The sequence below is a fragment of the Nonomuraea thailandensis genome, assembly GCF_024172165.1.
Lineage (GTDB): Bacteria > Actinomycetota > Actinomycetes > Streptosporangiales > Streptosporangiaceae > Nonomuraea > Nonomuraea thailandensis.
Map to the genome: position 1 here is coordinate 1,560,191 of NZ_JAMZEB010000002.1, position 19,105 is coordinate 1,579,295.

The 19,105-nt window shown below is 69.7% G+C and carries 17 protein-coding genes; 15 read left to right on the forward strand and 2 right to left on the reverse strand.

Annotated features, from left to right (window positions below; translation table 11 throughout):
* Nucleotides 1–86: 86 nt before the first annotated feature.
* Nucleotides 87–905: an NAD(P)H-binding protein gene (locus HD597_RS11270; RefSeq protein WP_253741953.1), complete on the reverse strand. Its 819-nt coding sequence runs from the start codon at nucleotides 903–905 to the stop codon at nucleotides 87–89.
* Nucleotides 906–965: 60 nt separating this feature from the next.
* Here HD597_RS11270 and HD597_RS11275 point away from each other — a divergent pair, with 60 nt between their 5' ends.
* The 13 genes from HD597_RS11275 to HD597_RS11335 all read left to right on the forward strand — a co-directional run bounded on the left by HD597_RS11275 (nucleotide 966) and on the right by HD597_RS11335 (nucleotide 16,525).
* Complete coding sequence (locus tag HD597_RS11275) at nucleotides 966–1,571, forward strand: TetR/AcrR family transcriptional regulator (RefSeq protein ID WP_253741954.1); 606 nt, start codon at nucleotides 966–968, stop codon at nucleotides 1,569–1,571.
* 161 nt (nucleotides 1,572–1,732) lie between these two features.
* Complete coding sequence (locus HD597_RS11280; RefSeq protein WP_253741955.1) at nucleotides 1,733–2,752, forward strand: LacI family DNA-binding transcriptional regulator; 1,020 nt, start codon at nucleotides 1,733–1,735, stop codon at nucleotides 2,750–2,752.
* A 441-nt stretch (nucleotides 2,753–3,193) separates the two neighbouring features.
* The gene (locus tag HD597_RS11285; RefSeq protein WP_253741956.1) at nucleotides 3,194–3,850 is read left to right on the forward strand and encodes a DUF1961 family protein; all 657 of its coding nucleotides are present in this window, start codon (nucleotides 3,194–3,196) and stop codon (nucleotides 3,848–3,850) included.
* A 123-nt stretch (nucleotides 3,851–3,973) separates the two neighbouring features.
* Nucleotides 3,974–4,603, forward strand: a complete 630-nt coding sequence (locus tag HD597_RS11290) for a YesL family protein (RefSeq protein ID WP_253741957.1) — start codon at nucleotides 3,974–3,976, stop codon at nucleotides 4,601–4,603.
* A 119-nt stretch (nucleotides 4,604–4,722) separates the two neighbouring features.
* Nucleotides 4,723–6,159, forward strand: a complete 1,437-nt coding sequence (locus tag HD597_RS11295; protein ID WP_253741958.1) for an extracellular solute-binding protein — start codon at nucleotides 4,723–4,725, stop codon at nucleotides 6,157–6,159.
* Between the two features lie 62 nt (nucleotides 6,160–6,221).
* Nucleotides 6,222–7,199: an ABC transporter permease gene (locus tag HD597_RS11300; RefSeq protein ID WP_253741959.1), complete on the forward strand. Its 978-nt coding sequence runs from the start codon at nucleotides 6,222–6,224 to the stop codon at nucleotides 7,197–7,199.
* Nucleotides 7,200–7,210: 11 nt separating this feature from the next.
* Complete coding sequence (locus HD597_RS11305) at nucleotides 7,211–8,122, forward strand: carbohydrate ABC transporter permease (RefSeq protein ID WP_253741960.1); 912 nt, start codon at nucleotides 7,211–7,213, stop codon at nucleotides 8,120–8,122.
* Nucleotides 8,119–8,742, forward strand: coding sequence for a rhamnogalacturonan acetylesterase (locus HD597_RS11310; protein ID WP_253741961.1), 624 nt, complete (start codon nucleotides 8,119–8,121; stop codon nucleotides 8,740–8,742). The genes HD597_RS11305 and HD597_RS11310 overlap by 4 nt, the downstream gene beginning before the upstream one ends.
* Nucleotides 8,739–11,315, forward strand: coding sequence for an exo-rhamnogalacturonan lyase family protein (locus HD597_RS11315; RefSeq protein ID WP_253741962.1), 2,577 nt, complete (start codon nucleotides 8,739–8,741; stop codon nucleotides 11,313–11,315). The genes HD597_RS11310 and HD597_RS11315 overlap by 4 nt, the downstream gene beginning before the upstream one ends.
* Before the next feature lie 112 nt (nucleotides 11,316–11,427).
* Entirely contained in the window at nucleotides 11,428–13,026 is a 1,599-nt protein-coding gene (locus HD597_RS11320; RefSeq protein WP_253741963.1) for an ABC-F family ATP-binding cassette domain-containing protein, read from the forward strand.
* 113 nt (nucleotides 13,027–13,139) lie between these two features.
* Complete coding sequence (locus HD597_RS11325; protein WP_020547488.1) at nucleotides 13,140–13,355, forward strand: helix-turn-helix domain-containing protein; 216 nt, start codon at nucleotides 13,140–13,142, stop codon at nucleotides 13,353–13,355.
* 127 nt (nucleotides 13,356–13,482) lie between these two features.
* The gene (locus HD597_RS11330; RefSeq protein WP_253741964.1) at nucleotides 13,483–14,298 is read left to right on the forward strand and encodes an enoyl-CoA hydratase/isomerase family protein; all 816 of its coding nucleotides are present in this window, start codon (nucleotides 13,483–13,485) and stop codon (nucleotides 14,296–14,298) included.
* Nucleotides 14,299–14,638: 340 nt separating this feature from the next.
* Nucleotides 14,639–16,525 carry an ABC transporter ATP-binding protein gene (locus tag HD597_RS11335; protein WP_253741965.1) on the forward strand — a complete coding sequence of 629 codons (1,887 nt, stop codon included), beginning with the start codon at nucleotides 14,639–14,641 and terminating at the stop codon, nucleotides 16,523–16,525.
* A 9-nt stretch (nucleotides 16,526–16,534) separates the two neighbouring features.
* On the opposite strand, the gene HD597_RS11340 is transcribed toward HD597_RS11335, so the two are convergent.
* Entirely contained in the window at nucleotides 16,535–17,419 is an 885-nt protein-coding gene (locus tag HD597_RS11340; RefSeq protein WP_253741966.1) for a sulfotransferase family protein, read from the reverse strand.
* Nucleotides 17,420–17,449: 30 nt separating this feature from the next.
* On the opposite strand from HD597_RS11340, the gene HD597_RS11345 reads away from it, so the two are divergent.
* Nucleotides 17,450–18,187, forward strand: coding sequence for an SIR2 family NAD-dependent protein deacylase (locus HD597_RS11345; RefSeq protein WP_253741967.1), 738 nt, complete (start codon nucleotides 17,450–17,452; stop codon nucleotides 18,185–18,187).
* Nucleotides 18,174–19,073 carry a S66 peptidase family protein gene (locus HD597_RS11350; protein WP_253741968.1) on the forward strand — a complete coding sequence of 300 codons (900 nt, stop codon included), beginning with the start codon at nucleotides 18,174–18,176 and terminating at the stop codon, nucleotides 19,071–19,073. The genes HD597_RS11345 and HD597_RS11350 overlap by 14 nt, the downstream gene beginning before the upstream one ends.
* Nucleotides 19,074–19,105: the final 32 nt, after the last annotated feature.

Genomic DNA, 19,105 nt, shown 5'->3' on the forward strand with positions numbered 1-19,105 from the left:
CCGGCCGAAGACGTTCGGGCGGGACCGGTCCCGGGCTCGCTGGGCGGAATGTCCTGGAGCGCTCACCCGTCACCCCGTCCGGGTGTTCAGGCGAACGCGTCCTTGTGGTCGGCCAGGAAGTCCTGCCAGGAGCGGGGCGCGTGGCCGGTGAGCTCGGCCACCACCGTCGTGGCCGGCTCCCAGCTCCCGTTACCGGTCTCGGCCTGGAGCTCGGCCAGCTCGCCCGCGAACGGCTGCGGAACGCCCTGGCGCTCCAGGTGGCCGGTCATCTCGGCGACGGACAGGTTCACGTACCGGACCTCCCGGCCCAGCGCCGTGCCGATCTCCGCGGCGATCTCCTCGTGCGACAGGGACGGCGGGCCCGTCAGCAGGTACTCCCGGTCGGGGCCCACAGGGCCGGTCAGCAGGGCGGCGGCCACGTCGGCGATGTCGCGGGTGTCGATGTAGTTCACCCCCGCGGAGCCGTACGAGCCGTACATGGTGCCGTCGCGGACGTCGCGCGGCAGGGTCTGCATGAAGCCGCTGGGCTGGAGGATCGCGTACGGCACGCCCGACTTCCTGAGGTGGGCGTCGACCTGGCCGTGCAGGCCCATGCCGAGCCTGGCGCCGACGGCGGCGTCGCGTACCGACACCGCGACGATCTGCGCGACCCCCGCCGCGGAGGCCAGGTCGATGACGGCGCGGTGGGCGTCCACGAAGCCGGGCCAGATCCCGCTGTTGAGGAACAGGCGGTCGCCGGGGGAGAGCAGCCCGCCGATCGTCTCCGGCTCGTCGAAGTCGGCCGTCGCGTACGGGCTGCCGAGGTCGTCGGCGGGGCGGCGGACGACGGCGAGCCGGTCGTGGCCGTGCAGCCGCCGGACGAGAGCCCGGCCGATGTTGCCGGTGGCACCGGTGATCACGATCATGGGGACCTCCTGCTAAGCGGAATCTCGGGTTCCGGTTGCTCGGACGGTACACTAAGCGGAATGCAGTCGTCCACTTGGAGGTCGTACGTGCGCGCGGATGCCAGGCGGAACCTGGGCAAGATCGTCGAGGCGGCCGCGGAGGTCGTCGCCGAGCGCGGCGTCAACGCCCCCATGGAGGCCATCGCCAAGCGTGCCGGCGTCGGCATCGGCACGCTCTACCGCCGCTTCCCCGACCGCGCCGCGCTCATCGCGGCGGTCGGCGATCACTACATCCACACGATGGCGGAGGCGCTGGACGCCGCGGCCGGCAGCTCCGCCGACGCCTGGAGCGCCATCTGGGACTTCGTCTGCTGGGTCGCCGAGCCGGGCCGCGCCGCGCTCTCCACCGCACTGGCGGTGCTGCCGGAGGAGGCGATCGTCGACCGGGCCGAGTTCGCGCGGGTGCGGGCGGGCTGGGTGGAGCGGTTCGCCGGCCTCGTACGGCAGGCGCAGGCCGAGGGCTCGATGCGGCCCGACGTCGGCGTGGAGGACCTCATCCACCTGCTGAACGTCTTCACCTGTCACCCCGAGCAGCTCCCCGCGCCGGTGGCCGCCGATCCGGGGCGGTACCTGCGCCTGATGCTCGACGGCATGAAGTCTGGCGCCGCCACGCCTTCCGGAGCGTGACCACCCCGAGTCTTTGAGACGATTCAAAAGAATCTTGAATGCCGCTATGATGAGCCGAAGTTCACGGTGAACCGCGGTCGGCGGTTCTCCGTACGCGACGGATCCTGCGCTCTTACCAGTCTGGATACCGTTCTTTCAGCAGCACGGCCTCGTGAGGATCGATGGCGACCAGGAACATCAAGGAGGTCGCGCAGCTGGCGCGCGTCTCAGTGGGAACGGTGAGCAATGTACTCAACCGCCCGGAGATCGTGTCCCCCGCCACACGCGAACGCGTCTTCGAAGCGATCAAGAAACTTGGCTTCGTCCGCAATGAGGTGGCCCGCCACCTGCGGGTGGGCCGCAGCAGGACGGTCGGGCTCGTCGTGCTCGACGTGTCCAACCCGTTCTTCGTGGACGTGGCCCAGGGCGCGGAAGCCGTGGCCGACGACCACGACTCGATGGTGGTGCTCTGCAACAGCGCCGGCGACACGGGCCGCGAGCGCCGCCACCTCGACCAGCTCGAACAGCAGCGGGTGATGGGCATACTGATCACCCCTGTCGAGACGGAGAGCCCCTGGGTGGAGGAGCTCATCGCCCGCGGCACCCCCGTCGTGCTGGTCGACAGCCCGGCGACCGGGCTGCAGTGCTCGGTCGCCGTCGACGACCGGCTGGGCGGGCAGATCGCCGGCGCCCACCTCATCGAACGCGGGCACCGGCGGATCATGTTCGTCGGCGGGCCGATGTCCATCAAACAGGTGGCCGACCGGCACGCGGGCGTGACCAGCGCCGTCGCCGCCGCCGACGGCGCCGTCGAGCTGCTCACCTCCAGCGCGCACACGCTCACGGTGGCCGAAGGGCGGGCCATCGGCGAACGGGTGGCGGCGCTGCCTCCCGACGAACGGCCCACCGCCGCCTTCTGCGCCAACGACATGATGGCGCTGGGGTTCTTACAGGCCATGGCGTCGCACGGGCTTCGCGTGCCCGAGGATCTGGCGATCATCGGGTACGACGACATCGACTTCGCGGCTGCGGCGGCCGTGCCTCTGTCGTCGATCCGGCAGCCCCGGGAGTTGCTGGGGCGGACCGCGATCGATCTGTTGCTGGAGGAGGTGGCCGATCCTGAGCAGCATCGGCATCGGCAGGTCATCTTCCAGCCTGACCTGGTGATCCGGGAGTCCAGCGCGTTGCGGCGCGACGCCTGACATCCGGGTTCTCGCTCTGCGGGGCTGCTCCTGGTGGTGGTCTGCCAGGGTGCGGGTGTTGCGCGCCGGCCGCCGTACGAGTGCGCCGGGCCCCGCCGTACACCTGCTCGCCGCCGCGGCGCGCCAGGGGCGAAGCCGCAGGCCGGAGCTCGCACCCGCGTCGCCCGCCTGCGCGTCGTCGGCCCGCGCGTCGCCCGCCTGCGGCGGCCGCGTGCGTGCGCGTGCCTGCGGTTCGCCCGCCTGGACGTGCTCGATCCGCGCGCGGGCGTGCGCGTGTTGCTCGCGCTCGCCTCGTTCGCGTCCGCGTTCCTTGCGCTGCACCCGTTCGCAGCGCTCACCTGCGGCTTCGCGCGCCGGCGTGGGACGCCGCCCGTGGCGCCCCCGAGGCCCGCGCGCGGTCGTTCAGCCGTCCGCCAGCCGGAGAACACAAGGAGCACTCCCATGGAAACCCTCTACACCAACCCCCTGTCCACCCCCCACGACCTCGCCGACTTCAGGATGGAAGGTGAGGGGGCCATGTCCTTCCCCCAGGGCAGGCTCAGGCTGGAGAGTCTCAGGCCGCCCTCCGACGGGCAGGCGGCCAACCTGGTCCTCTGGTGTCCGGAGGACTTCCCGCGGGACATCCGCCTCGAGTGGGACTTCTGGCCCGTCAGGGAGCCGGGGCTGGCGATCACGTTCTTCCACGCGCGGGGAAGGAACGGCGAGGACCTGTTCGACCCGGCCCTGGCCGCGCGCAACGGCCCCTACGACCAGTACCACCACGGCGACCTCGACGCCTACCACGTCTCCTATTTCCGCCGTATGTGGCCCTCCGAGCGCGCCTTGCACACCTGCAACCTGCGCAAGAGCCACGGCTTCCACCTGGTCGCGCAGGGCCCTGACCCGTTGCCGGCCGTGCTGGACGCCGACGGCCCCTACGCGATCCGGATCGACGTCAAGGGGGCGGCGGTGACCTTCTCAATCAACGATTTGGTCTCGTTCCGCTGGGAGGATGACGGGTCGATCGGCGGTCCTGCCCTGGCAGGAGGCAAGATCGGGTTCCGGCAGATGGCTCCGCTCATCGGGGAGTACGCAAATCTCCGCGTATCTCGTCATTGACTTTGAGTCGATTCAACACTAATTTCGCACCAACCGCCGTTCACTCGCTTGTAACTGGGCAGGAACCACGGTGCAATACTCCACCCCCGTATCCGTGCACATGCCACGAGAAGGTGGTGCCGGATGAACCATCCCGCCATGTCGATCAGGATTCAAGCTGCCTGCTCAGAGGTCATCTGGGCGGCCCGCCTGAACCTGATCTGGCTCGTGTTCACCCTCGCGGGAGGCGTGATTCTCGGGCTCGGGCCCGCCACCGTAGCCGCCTACACCCTGGCTCGGAGGCATGCCCGGAATGAAACGTTTCAGGCTTGGAGCGAATTCTGGACCGTCTACCGACGGGAGTTCGTCCGGGCCTCGTTGCTGGTCCTGCCCGCGGTGCTCGTCGCCATCGTGCTGGCCGGCAACTACCTCTACTTCTCCGCCCTGGGGCCCGACCATGGGGCGCCGCGGATCGCCAGTCTCGTGGCACTCATCGTGCTGGCGGGTGTGGGGGCACAAGTAGGGCCGCTCTACGCGCACTACGACCTGCCGCTCTGGGCCTACTGGCCCAAGGCGGTCCAGCTAGCGCTGCTGCGTCCGGCGTCGTCCGTGATCTTGCTGCTAGCGCTCTCAGCCATCGCCTACGCGACCTCGGCGCTGCCCATCCTGGCGGCGCTGATCAGCTTCGGCGCGTGGATCTATCTCAACACGTGGCTCTGCCAGCGCTTCTTCCAGGAGAACGAGGCGCGCTTGCATTCGAAAGGGAACTCATGAGCGCATCCCGTCGTCGGCGGCTTCTCGCCGGTGTGTTAACGCTAACGGCTGCTCTCACCGCCTCGGCCTGCTCTGGAGGTGGCGACGCGGCCCAGTCCGACCCGAACACGGTCACGTTCATGGCGAAGCTGTTCGGCACCGCGCCCGAGCCCACCGGCGAGCTGCACCAGGCCATCGAGAAGTTCCTCGGCAAGAAGATCAAGGTCACCTGGGTCCCCAACGCCGAGTACACCGAGAAGATGAACGTCACGCTGGCCTCGGACAGCATTCCGCAGGTCGTGGTCGTGGACCCGAAGATGCCGGCGTTCGTGAAGTCCGCCCAGGCCGGAGCGTTCTGGGACCTGACCGACAAGCTGGACAAGTATCCGAACCTCAAGCCGGCGGACGAGCGGACCGCGCTCAACGCCTCCGTCAACGGCAAGATCTACGGCCTCTACCGCATGCGCCCCCTGCTGCGCTCGGCGGTCGTGATCCGCAAGGACTGGCTGGACAAGGTCGGCCTCAAGGAGCCGACGACGATCGACGAGTTCTACGAGGTCGCCAAGGCCTTCACCGAGAAGGACCCGGACGGCAACGGCAAGAAGGACACCTACGGCCTCATCATCCCGAAGTGGCCGTCCAGCTCCTACGCCAGCGCCAGCCCGTACGACGTGGTCGAGACCTGGTTCGGCGCCCCGACCGGCTGGGGCGAGCGCGACGGCAAGGTCGTGCCCGGCTTCGACACCCCCGAGTTCATCGAGGCCAACAAGTTCCTCAAGAAGATGGTCGACGAGGGCCTGATCAACCCCGACTTCGCCACCCTCGACACCGCCAAGTGGAACGAGCCGTTCTTCTTCGGCAGGGGCGGCATGATCATCGACGTCAACATCCGCTCCCGCCAGGTCCTCGACCTGTTCAGGGAGGACGGCGACCAGAACTACGGTGACAAGGTCACCATGGTCGGCAACCTGGCGCGCTCCGACGGCAAGAAGTTCTCCTACCCGTTCACCGGCTACGCCGACTCCCTGGCCATCTCCAAGCAGAGCGTGCGCACCGAGGCCGAGCTGGACAACGTGCTGAAGACGCTGGACAAGCTGGCCACCAAGGAAGGCCAGGTCCTGCTGCAGAACGGCATCGAGGGCCGCAACTTCAAGGTCGAGAACGGTGACACCGCCACGCTGATCAACGTGGACGACCCCGCCGTCCGGACCGTCCAGGACAACGTGGACGACGCGTTCACCCAGCTCAGCACCAAGGGCACGATGGACATCGGCGGCATCGCCTACCAGCGCATCCCGCCGGGCCAGCCGTACCGGGACATCATCGCCAAGCAGAAGGAACTGGTGGAGGAGGACCTCAAGACGGCGGTGCACAACGCCGCGCTGCCCGTCGTGGCCCCCGCGCAGATCGAGAAGGGCCCGCAGATCGACAAGATCATCGGCGACGCGCGGGTCAAGTTCCTCTCGGGCGCGATCGACGAGGCGGGCCTGAAGGCCGAGATCCAGAAGTGGCACGACGGCGGCGGCGACCAGATCATCACCGAGGTCAACGACCTGCTCGCCAAGCTCCCCAAGTAGGACGACCCCCCGCGTGAGGGGCCCGGCTCCCTCCGGGCCCCTCACATCGAAAGGAGGCCGCTGTGGCCACCGACCTGGCGACGCCTCCGAAGGCGGCGCCCAAGGCGAAGAAGCCGAAGAGGGCCGACAAGGTGCCGCTGGGCACCGCGGTGCTGCGTTATCGCTGGCTCTACCTGATGCTCCTGCCGGGCGTCGCCTACTTCGTGATCTTCAAGTACCTGCCGATGTACGGCGTGACGATCGCGTTCCAGGACTACCTGCCGTTCCTCGGCTACTCGGGCAGCCCCTGGGTCGGATTCAAGCACTTCGAGCAGCTCTTCTCCGGGCCTGACTTCGCCCGGCTGCTGGCCAACACGCTGATCCTGGCGGCGCTGCACATCCTGTTCGTCTTCACCGCGCCGGTCATCGTCGCGCTGATGCTGAACGAGCTGCGGGTCAACATCCTCAAGCGCTCGATCCAGTCGCTCATCTACATCCCGCACTTCCTGTCGTGGACCATCGTCGCGGCGCTGACGTACGTGCTGTTCGCGGCCGACTTCGGCGTGATCGCCACCTGGATGCGCGACCTGCTGGGCGACACCACCAAGATCGACTACATGGCGCAGGAACAGTGGTTCCGTGAGATCGTCATCCTGCAGCAGCTCTGGAAGATGACGGGCTGGGGCACGATCATCTACCTGGCCGCGCTGGCCGGGGTGGACCCCAACCTGTACGAGGCCGCCCGCATGGACGGCGCCGGCCGCTTCCGCCAGCTCTGGCACGTCACGCTGCCCGCGATCCGCCCGACGGTCGTCGTCATGGCCATCCTCGCCTCCGGAAACCTGCTGGACTCCGGCTTCGAGCAGATCTGGCTGATGACCACCTCGCTGAACCGCGGGGTCGCCGAGGTGTTCGACACCTACGTCTACTACGCCGGCGTCCAGAACGGGAACTTCAGCTACTCCACCGCCGTCGGCCTGTTCAAGGGCGTGGCCGGCGTCATCCTGATCTTCGGCTCCAACTGGCTGGCCAAGCGCATGGGCCAGCGGGGACTGTTCTAGGGGGCCCCGGCATGACCACCATGACTGAGACCAAGCCCAAGAAGCTCGCGGTCAACAACCACAACTCCGTCGGCAGCCGCGTCTTCGACGTCCTCAACGTCGTCGCGCTCGCCGGCCTGGCGCTGATCACGGTGCTGCCGCTGATCTACGTGCTGGCCGCGTCGTTCGCCACCGAGCCGGAGATCGCCGCCAGGCCGTTCTTCCTGTGGCCGGAGAAGATCGTCACCGAGGCGTACGAGTACATCTTCGCCACCCCCACCTTCATCCGGTCCCTGCTCACGACCGTCGTCGTGACGGCGGTCGGGATGGTGATCCAGGTCATGCTGACCTTCACCATGGCCTACCCGCTGGCCAAGCGGTACCTGCCGGGCCGCACCCTGGTGCTGAACCTGGTCATCTTCACGATGGTCTTCACCGGCGGCATGATCCCCACCTACCTGGTGGTGCGCGACCTGGGGATGCTCGACAGCTACTGGGCGCTCATCCTGCCGCTGGCGATCAACCCGTTCTACCTGATCATCGTCAAGAGCTTCTTCCAGGAGCTGCCGCAGGCGCTGGAGGAGGCGGCCAGGATCGACGGCTGCAACGAGATGGGCGTCTTCTTCAAGATCGTCCTCCCGCTGTCCAAGCCGATCATCGCGACGTTCGCGCTGTTCTACGCGGTGGCGATCTGGAACGACTACATGTCGCCGCTGCTGTACATCACCGATCCGGACAAGTGGACGCTGCAGATCCTCGTCCGCCAGCTCGTGGCCACCGACCCCGCGGCCGCCCTGTCGCAGATGGACCGCACCTGGGTGCCGCCGGAGCAGGGGGTGAAGTTCGCGATCATCGTGATCGCGACGCTGCCGATCCTGTTCTTCTACCCGTTCCTGCAGAAGCACTTCGCCAAGGGCGTGCTGATCGGGGGCGTCAAGGAGTGAGCACGCGCACCGTGCTGCTGGCGGGGGACTCCACGGTCGCCGCCTGCCCGGCCTTCGAGGCGCCGATGTCCGGATGGGGAGCGCAGCTCGGAGCCTACGCCGGCGGCCCGGTGCGCAACCTCGCCAAGGGCGGCGCCACCACGGCCAGCCATCGCGCCGAGGGCCTGTGGTCGGCGCTGCTGCGCGAGACCTCGCCCGGCGACGTCGTGGTGATCCAGTTCGGGCACAACGACCAGAAGGAGCCGGAGCTGCCGTACCGGGAGAACCTGCGCGCCTTCGTCGAGGAGGCGCGCGGGGCGGGCGCGCTCGCGGTGTTGTGCACGCCGGTGCAGCGGCGCAGGTTCGAGGGCGCGCGGCTGGTGCCCACGCACGGCGACTACCCCGACCGCGTGCGCGACCTGGCCGCCGCCGAGCGCGTACCGCTCATCGACCTGACGCGGGCCACCACCGAGCTGTACGAACGCCTCGGCCCCGAAGGCTCCAAGGCCCTGTTCACCCACTTCCCGCCCGGCACGCATCCGCTCCACCCGGACGGCGTGGCCGACGACACCCACTTCTGTTTCCGCGGCGCCGACGAGGTGGCCGCCATCGTCGCCGAGCGACTGAAGGAGATCGCATGACGGAGCTGCGCTGGCTGGACCGGCCGGGAGAGCAGGGGGTGACCTGGGGAGTCCCGTGGCCACGCGGCACGGTCGGGCGGGGCACGCCGTTCGCGCTGGCCGACGCCGGCGGGAACGAGGTGCCGGTGCAGAGCTGGGTGACCGCCACCTGGCCGGACGGCTCGGTCAAGTGGACGGCGCACGCCATCGGCGCCGGGCAGCCGTCCGGGACGTACCGGCTGGAGCCCGGCAGGGAGCCCGCCGCCGCCGGTACCGCCGTCACCGTCACCCGCGAGGGGCATGACCTGGTGGTGAGCACGGGCGTCATCACCTGGCGGATCGGCGGCGGCTCGGTGGCGCGGTCGATCTCGCGCGGGAGCCGCGAGATCGCCACGAACGTGCGCCTGATCAGCCTGCGCCAGGACGGGCCCACCCCCGACGAGGGCGGCCACGTCTCGCGCGAGCAGGCCGAGGGCGTCGTCGAGAGCGTCACGGCCGAGCAGGAAGGGCCGCTGCGCGCGGTAGTCCGGCTGGAGGGCCGGCACGGCGGCCGGCTGCCGTTCACCGTGCGCCTGTACTTCTACGCGGGCGCCGAGCACGTGCGCGTCCTGCACACCTTCGTCTGGGACGGCGACCCCGAGCGCGACTTCCTGGCCGGGCTCGGCCTGCGCGCCGACGTCGTCATGCGCGACGAGCCGCACGACCGGCACGTGCGCCTGGCCGGCGGCGAGGGCTTCCTCACCGAGGCCGTGCGCGGGCTGACCGGCCTGCGCCTCGATCCCGGCCAGGCCGCCCGCCGCGCCCAGGTCGAGGGCCGCCCGGCCGGCGAGCTCGCCCCCGAGGTGGCGAGCCGCCTGCACCTCATCCCCGCCTGGAACGACCACACGCTCGACCAGACCTCGGCCGACGGCTACACGCTGCGCAAACGCACCAAGGACGGCCACGCCTGGGTGACCGTCCCGGCCGGCGGCCGCTCGAACGGGTACGGCTACGTCGGCGGCGTCAGCGGCGGGCTCGGCTTCGGGCTGCGCGACTTCTGGCGCCTGCACCCCACCCGCCTCGACGTCAGGAACGCGGCCACCGACGTCGCCACCGCCACCATCTGGCTGTGGTCGCCGTCCGCGCCCGCCATGGACCTGCGCTTCTACCACGACGGCATGGGCCAGGACACCTTCGAGGAGCAGCTCGAAGGCCTGGAGGTCACCTACGAGGACTACGAGCCGGGGTTCGGCGATCCGCGCGGCATCGCCCGTACGCACGAGCTGAGCCTGCGCGTCCACGACGCCACGCCCGCCGCGGCCGAGCTGGCCGCGCACGCCGCCGCCATGAACGAGCCCGGGCTGCTGGTCGCGAGCCCCGAGCGGGTGCGCGAGGCGGGCGTGTTCGGCGTCTGGGGCCTGCCCGACCGCGCCACCCCCGCGCACGCCGAGATCGAGGACCGCCTCGACTTCCTCTTCGACCTGTACGTGCGCGAGCGCGAGCAGCGCCGCTGGTACGGGTTCTGGGACTACGGCGACGTCATGCACACCTACGACGAGGACCGGCACACCTGGCGTTACGACGTCGGCGGCTACGCCTGGGACAACTCGGAGCTGTCACCCGACCTGTGGCTGTGGCTGCAGTACCTGCGCACCGGCCGCGCCGACGTCTTCCGCTTCGCCGAGTCCATGACCCGCCACACCGGCGAGGTGGACGTCTACCACCTCGGCAGGTGGAAGGGCCTGGGCAGCCGCCACAACGTGCAGCACTGGGGCTGCAGCTGCAAGCAGTTGCGCATCTCCAACGCCGCCTACCGGCGCTTCTACTACTACCTGACGGCCGACGAGCGCACCGGCGACCTCATGGACGAGCTCAGCGTGCCCGAGGAGACGTTCCTGGCGATCGACCCGCTGCGCAAGGTCCGCGAGGACGTCTACACGCCCGACCCGTCCGCGCTGTCGGTCGGGCTCGGCACCGACTGGGGCTCGCTGGCGGCGGCGTGGCTGACCAGGTGGGAGCGGCACGGCGACGAGCGCGCCAGGGACCGGCTGCTCGGCACGATGGCCGACATCGGCGCGATGCCGCGCCGCTTCCTGACCGGGGAGGGCCGCCTCGACCTGGAGACCGGCCGCTTCGACACCTCCCGTGACCGGATCTCCATCTCGCACCTGTCGTCGCTGTTCGGGCTGCCGGAGATGTGCGCGGAGCTGATCGCGCTCGACCTGGGCGTGCCCGGGTTCGAGGAGGCGTGGCTGGAGTACTGCCGGCTCTATCTCGCGCCGCCGGAGCAGCAGGAGGCCGAGGTGGGGCAGCGGCTGAGCGGAATCTCGCTGATCCAGGCGCACAGCCGGCTCACGGCGTACGCGGCGGCCCGTACCGGGGACGCCGAGCTGGCCGCGTGGGCCTGGCGCAAGTTCCGCCTGGGGGAGGGCGACCAGCTCAACCGCAACCCGCTGCAACATCAGGAGAAGTGGGAGCTGACCCTGGTGGACGGGCCCGAGGTGCCGCACCCGGTGCACGAGGCGCCGTTCGTCAGCACCAACAGCGCCGCGCAGTACGGCCTGGCCGCCATTCACAACCTGGTGCTGATCGGCGAACATCTGACCAAGGGCTGACAGGAGGTAGGGCTCCCGCAAGGAGCCCTACACTGATCGGTATGCATACTCCCGATTGACCGGCGGCGCACGCCCAATCCTTGTTTCCTAGCTCGGGAGTGTTCCGGTCACCATGATCATCGCCAATGACATCGAGCTGCGCGCGGGCGCGCGCCTGCTCATCGAGAAAGCCTCGTTCCGGGTCAATCCCGGTGACAAGATCGGGCTCGTCGGCCGCAACGGCGCGGGCAAGACGACGCTGACCAAGGTGCTGGCGGGCGAGGGCATACCCGCCGCCGGCACCGTCGCCACCACGGGCAGCGTCGGCTACCTGCCGCAGGACCCGCGCACCGGCGACCTGCAGGTGCTCGCCCGCGACCGCATCCTGTCGGCGCGCGGGCTCGACGAGGTCATCCGCAAGCTGCGCGAGGCCGAGCTCGGCATGTCCTCCGCCGACGACCGCACCAGGGAGAAGGCCGTCAGGCGGTACGGGCGGCTCGAAGATCAGATGCACGTCCTGGGCGGATACGCCGCCGAGTCGGAGGCCGCCTCCATCGCCTCCAGTCTGGGCCTGCCCGACCGGGTGCTCGGGCAGCCGCTGCAAACGCTTTCCGGCGGCCAGCGCAGGCGCGTGGAATTGGCGCGAATTCTTTTCAGCGGGGCGGAAACTCTCCTTCTCGACGAGCCCACAAACCACCTAGATGCGGACTCAATCGGGTGGCTTCGTGATTTTTTGCGCAGTCATCAAGGTGGCTTGGTGATCATCAGCCACGATGTCGGCCTTCTTGAAGCGACGGTCAACAAGGTCCTGCACCTGGACGCCAACCGGTCGGTGATCGATCACTACAACGTCGGCTGGAAGGCCTACCTGGCCCAGCGCGAGACCGACGAGAAGCGCAGGAAGCGCGAGCGGGCCAACGCCGAGAAACAGGCCGGCGCGCTGCTGGCGCAGGCCGACAAGATGCGCGCCAAGGCCACCAAGGCCAAGGCCGCCCAGGACATGATGCGCCGGGCGCACCGCCTGCTGGCCGGCACCGAGGAGGAGCGGCAGAGCGACAAGGTGGCGCGGCTGCGCTTCCCCGAGCCGCAGCCGTGCGGGCGCACGCCGCTGACGGCCGAAGGGCTGTCCAAGTCGTACGGGTCGCTGGAGGTGTTCACCGACGTCGACGTGGCCATCGACCGAGGTCACCGAGTCGTCATCCTCGGCCTGAACGGCGCGGGCAAGACGACGCTGCTGCGCATACTCGGCGGCATGGAGGAGCCCGACACCGGAGCGCTGAAGCCGGGCCACGGCCTCAAGGTCGGCTACTACGCCCAGGAGCACGAGACGCTCGACGCCGACCGTACGCTGCTGGAGAACATGCGCTCGGCCGGCGGCGAATTCACCGACACCGAGTTGCGCAAGGTGCTCGGCTCGTTCCTGTTCACCGGTGACGACGTCGACAAGCCCGCCGGCGTTCTGTCCGGTGGTGAGAAGACCAGGCTCGCACTAGCGATCTTGGTGCTCTCCAGTGCCAATGTCCTCCTTCTCGACGAGCCCACGAACAACCTCGATCCGGTCAGCCGCGAGCAGGTTCTCAACGCTCTGAGGTCGTATTCAGGAGCAATCGTCCTAGTCACACATGACGAGGGTGCCGTTGACGCCCTGTCACCGGATAGGGTGATCTTGCTACCTGACGGAACTGAAGACGCGTGGAGCGACGAATTTTCCGATCTTGTGGCACTTGCCTGATCTTAATTTGAGTGGGTACGGATCTTTTCCCGTGGAGTAGGTAGCCGATCCCGCTGAAATGACTGATCATGGCGGAGTAACGCTGCGGAAGTCCGGCACTACAGGAGGTACTCGTGGCCGAGACACTGAAGAAGGGCACCCGGGTCACCGGGGCCGACCGGGAAAAACTGGCCGGCGATCTCAAGAAGCGCTACGCCGCGGGCGAAAGCATCCGTGCGCTGGCCGCTTCGACCGGTCGGTCTTACGGGTTCATCCACCGCATCCTCAGCGAGTCCGGTGTGACTCTGCGCGGACGCGGCGGGGCGACCCGAGGCAAGTCCAAGCGCTGACGGCCGCCTCGGAACGTGCGACCGCAGCCGCCCGTCCCTAGTCAGCCGCCGTCGCGCCCGAGCCAGAACGATATTCTGTAGGCTCGGGCGCGACGGTCAGCAGCAGTCCGACGACAAGGAGCGGGCGATGGCGGAAGCGCAGGCGCAACAGCGCGGGGGGTATGCGGACGACGGCCCTGCCACGGCAGAGGGCGGAGTTCGCCTCGAGGTGGACGGTGAGATAGCGACGATCACGCTGGCCCGGCCGGAAAAGCGCAACGCACAGACGTTCGCGACATGGTCGGCACTGGCTCGCATCGGCGAGAGCCTGCCCGAGCAGGTGCGCGTCGTCGTCGTGAAAGGTGAGGGACCGTCCTTCTCGGCAGGCATCGACCTGCGAATGTTCACACCTGAGGGGGTGCCCGGACAGGGCTCGTTCGGCTCGGCGGCCAAGAGCGACGGCGCCGATTTCGAGCAGCGCATCAGACAGGCCCAAGCGGGGTTCCTGTGGCTGCGCCGCCCGGAGATCGTCTCCATCGCCGCGGTGCAGGGGCACGCGATCGGGGCGGGGTTCCAGCTCGCGCTCTCCTGTGACCTGCGGATCGTGGCCGACGACGTCTCGTTCTGCATGAAAGAGCCCGCACTGGGCCTGGTGCCCGACCTGACGGGGACCAAGCCCCTGGTCGAGCTGGTGGGCCTGGCCAAGGCGATCGACATCTGCCTGACCGCCAGGACCGTGCACGCCGATGAGGCCATGCGCATCGGCCTCGCGGAGAGAGTGGTCGCCGGGGGCGACCTGGATCAAGCGGTACGTGAGAAGGTCGCGCAGTTGCTGTCCACCAACCGGGACGCGGCCGTGGCGACCAAGCGGCTCCTCCAGGGGGCGCAGGCACGCACCCTGGAGGAGCAGAGTGTGGCCGAGGGGATCGAGCAGGCGGCGCGGATCAAGGCGCTGTTCGGCTGATTGAACGGTCAAGAAATTCGCGGTTGACGTGCGTCGGCGGTGAGCGCCTTTCGCCTGCCGCCGGGCCGTGAGGGGGCTGTGCCGTCCGCATGCGGGTGATTGGGGCACCTATGTGGGATGCGGCCCCGGTGGCGCTCAGAGGGGGCTTCGGGGGACGCTGAGAGGTATGCGGCGTCCGGCCGCCGTGCGGGGACGGCGGCGTGTGCGGGGCGGTCGCGCGTGGGTGCGGCCGCATATGGGGGCGGCTGCGTGTGGGTGCGGAGTTTCGCGCTGAGCTGAGACGGGAATCCCCGGCCGCTCCGGCGGCGCTGTCTCCGGCGGAGGAGGAGGGATCCCCCGGATGGCGATGATGGGTGGGGGCTTCGGCCCCGGCATGATGACGTCCCTGCGGCGCGACGGCTCGGTCACCAAGCAGCGGCTGCGTCCCGGCACGGTCCGGCGCATCGCGCGCTACGCCCGGCCGTACACCCGGCAGATCACGGCGTTCCTGCTGCTCGTCGTGGCGGGCGCGGTGATCGTGGTCGCCAACCCGCTGCTGATGAAGGCGATCATCGACGACGGCATCCTGCTGAAGCAGACCGGCGTGGTGATCGGGCTGGCGGTGGCGATCGCCGCGCTCGCGGTGGTGGACGCCGGGCTGACGCTGGTGCAGCGGTGGTTCTCCGCGCGCATCGGCGAGGGCCTGATCTACGACCTGCGCACCGAGGTGTTCGACCACGTGCAGCGCATGCCGGTCGCGTTCTTCATGCGCGCCCAGACCGGCGCGCTGGTCAGCAGGCTGAACACCGACGTGATCGGCGCCCAGCGCGCCCTGACCAGCACCCTGTCCTCCGTCGTGTCCAACGTGGTCAGCCTGGTCCTGGTGCTGGGCGCGATGCTGGCGCTGTCGTGGCAGGTGACGCTGGTCGCGCTGGTGCTGCTGCCGATCTTCATCGTGCCCGCCAAGTACGTCGGCCGCCGCATGTCGGCGCTGACCCGCGAGCAGATGCAGCTCGACGCCGAGATGAGCTCCGTCACCACCGAGCGCTTCAACGTGGCCGGCGCCATGGTCGCCAAGCTGTACGGCAGGCCCGAGGACGACGCCGAGGTGTTCGGCAGGCGCGCGGCCAGGGTGCGGGACGTCGGCGTGACCGTCGGCATGTACGGCACCGTCTTCCGGGTCGCGCTCGGCCTGATCGCGGCGCTGGCCACCGCCCTCGTCTACGGCATCGGCGGCGTGCTGTCCGTCTCCGGCGCCTTCGAGCTCGGCACGCTGGTGGCCCTGGCCGCCCTGCTCATGCGCCTGTACGGCCCCCTCACGTCCCTGTCGAACGTGCACGTGGACGTGATGACCGCGCTCGTCAGCTTCGACCGGGTCTTCGAGATCCTCGACCTCAAGCCCATGGTGGCGCAGAAGCCGGACGCCGTGCCGGTGCCCGGGGGGCCCGTGACGATCGAGTTCGACGACGTGAGCTTCCGCTACCCGGCCGCCGACGAGGTCTCGCTGGCCTCGCTGGAGTCGGTGGCCAGGCAGGACACGGGCCCGTCGTACCCGGTGCTGAAGGGCGTGTCGTTCACGGCCGGGCCGGGCCGGCTCATCGCGCTCGTCGGCCACAGCGGCGCGGGCAAGACCACGATCACCTCGCTGGTGTCCCGGCTGTACGACGTCAACGAGGGCGCGGTCCGGATCAACGGGATCGACGTGCGCGACGCCACGCTCGACTCGCTGCGCGACACGGTGGGCGTGGTCATGCAGGACGCCCACCTGTTCCACGACACCATCGGCGCCAACCTCCGCTACGCCAGGCCGGAGGCGACCGACGAGGAGATCCGCGAGGCGCTGCGCGCCGCGCAGATCGGCGAGCTGGTCGAGAGCCTGCCCGACGGGCTGGACACCGTGGTGGGCGACCGCGGCTACCGGCTGTCCGGAGGAGAGAAGCAGCGGCTGGCGCTGGCCAGGCTGCTGCTGAAGGCGCCGCGCGTGGTCGTGCTCGACGAGGCCACCGCCCACCTCGACTCCGAGTCGGAGGCCGCCGTGCAGGTGGCGCTGAAGACCGCGCTGGAGGGCCGCACGTCGCTGGTCATCGCGCACCGGCTCTCGACGATCAGGGAGGCCGACGAGATCCTCGTCATCCACGACGGCCGGGTCGCCGAGCGCGGCGGGCACGAGGAACTGCTGGCGCGCGGCGGGCTGTACGCCGAGCTCTACCGCACCCAGTTCAGCTCCTCGGGCAGCCCGGCCTCATGAGCGCACGGCTCAGCCCTGCTGGTAGCCCAGCCGCCTGAGCTCCTCCCTGGCGACCTTGCTCACCAGCTCCAGGTCGTCGCGGCGCAGCCGGGTGCGCCAGGCGCCGACCTTGGGCACCGCGGTGTCGTACAGCACGACCTTGGACACCCGCGTCTCCAGGAACTCCGACAGTGTGGCCACCGACTGGGGCGGCCTGTCGACCAGGTCCTCGTAGCGCAGGGTGAGCAGCTGCGGCTCGGGCAGCGTGCGGCGCAGCTCGGCGCTCATCCGCACGGCGCCGCGCCAGCGCAGCGCGCTCTTGCCCGCGGCCGGCATGGTCTTCCAGCGCTCCAGGTGCTCGTCCTTGTTGACGCCCAGGAACGCGTTGGGAAACTCGGTCTGCTCGCTCAGCATCGCCGGCTTGAACCAGGCCAGGCAGGCCGGGTCGCCCAGCATGCCGGCCACGACGTCGCGGCCGTCGCGGATGAGCTGCACGAACCGGGCGTCGGGGAAGGCCTGCAGCAGCACGGGCGCGCTGTAGAGCAGGTCGGGGCTGCCGTCGCCGAAGCGGGTGACGTCACCGGCCGAGACGCAGGGGCCCAGGCCCGTGACGCCGCCCGCCTCGCGGCACGGCTCGGCGCACTCGCCGCAGGAGCGGGGCAGCACCTGCCACGACTCGGCGAGCGCGTCGCGCATGACGCGAACCGCGCCGGACGTGCGGGCGATGGACGGCTTGCGGGCGAAGGCGTACACCACGTGCGCCACGCTCGCGCGGCCCATCGTCACGTGGAAGCCCGGCGAGCGTTTCAGGGCGCGGGCCAGCAGATCCACGCCGGAATGCGGAGCTCCGAGCAGGAAGACCGGCCGGCGGACCTTGATGCCGTTGACCACGAGGATGTGGGGCGGAAGTCGCATACGGAAAGCAAGTGTGACACCGTTTGCCACGTGAACGAGCCATCGTCAGTGTCGGTGCTGACCGGTGCGGGCATCTCCACCGACTCGGGGATCCCCGACTTCCGGGGGCCGCAGGGGGTCTGGACGAAGAATCCGCAGGCCGAGGCCAACGCCACGATCGACCGCTACCTGGCGGACCCCGACGTCAGGCGCGCCACGTGGCAGGCCAGGCTGGAGTCCCCGGCCTGGCGGGCCCAGCCGAACCCCGCCCACCACGCGCTGGTCGAGCTGGAGCACGCCGGCCTGCTGCGGGCCCTGATCACGCAGAACATCGACGAGCTGCACCAGCGCGCCGGCTCCTCGCCGGAGAAGGTCATCGAGCTGCACGGCACCATGCGCCGCGCCGAGTGCCTGTCCTGCGACCTGATCACGCCCATGGAGGAGGTGCTCGCCAGGGTGGCCGCGGGCGAGGAGGACCCGCCCTGCCCCCGCTGCGGCGGCATCCAGAAGTCCAACACGATCTCGTTCGGGCAGAACCTCAAGGCCGAGGTGATCGACGCGGCGCTCGGCGCGGCCCGCTCCTGCGACCTGTTCGTGGCGATCGGCACCTCGCTGACCGTGCATCCCGCGGCCGGGCTGTGCGGCGAGGCGCTCGACGCCGGCGCCCGGCTCGTGATCGTGAACGCCCAGCCCACGCCGTATGATCCGTTCGCCGACCGAGTCGTCAACGAGCCGATCGGCCAGGCACTACCCGCGCTCGTCAAGGAGCTGATCGATGCGGCCAGGTGACACCGTCGCCGTTGTTGCCCCCTCAGGACCGCCCAGCGCCGTGCTGCTCAAGCGCGGCGTCCAGCGGCTGGAGTCGCTGGGGCTGAAGGTGGTCGTGGGCGAGCACGTGCTCGACCGCCAGGGCCTCGACTACCTGGCGGGCGAGGACGCCGCCAGGGCCGCCGACCTGCAGTCGGCCTGGTGCGATCCGGCCGTCTCCGGGGTGTTCTGCTGCCGGGGCGGGTACGGCGCCGGGCGGCTGCTCGGCCTGCTCGACTGGGGCCTGATGCGCGAGGCCGGACCCAAGGTGCTGCTCGGGTCGAGCGACATCACGGCGCTGCACAACGCGTTCGCCATCGAGCTGGGGGTGCCCACGCTGCACGGGCCGATGGCCGCCTGCGACGTGATCGCGGGCGACGAGAGCGGGCCCGAGCCGGAGACGTGGGAGAGCCTGCGCGAGGCGCTCTTCGGCGCGGCCACCACCACGGTGGCGGGCGATCGGGTGCTGGCGCCCGGTCGGGCCGAGGGCGTGCTGCGCGGCGGGAACCTGTCGCTGGTCGCCTCGATGTGCGGCACGCGGTGGCAGCCGTCCTTCGACGGGGCGATCGCGTTCCTGGAGGACGTGGGCGAGGATCCGTACCGGATCGACCGCATGCTCACCCAGCTGCTGCAGGCGGGCGTGTTCGACGGGGTGCGCGGGATCGCGCTCGGGTCGTGGGTGGGATGCGGGGATCCGTACCCCGTTCTGGAGGATCGGCTGGCGCCGCTCGGGGTGCCGATCGTGGCCGGGCTGCCCGTCGGGCACGGGTCGCCACAGCACAGTGTCTGGCTTGGCGCACTTGGTGGTATCGATACCGAATCGTGCTCCCTAACTGGCATGATGCGGAATGAGGAGCAGGCAAGGTAGGAGGGACGAATCCGACAGAAAGGGACACGACG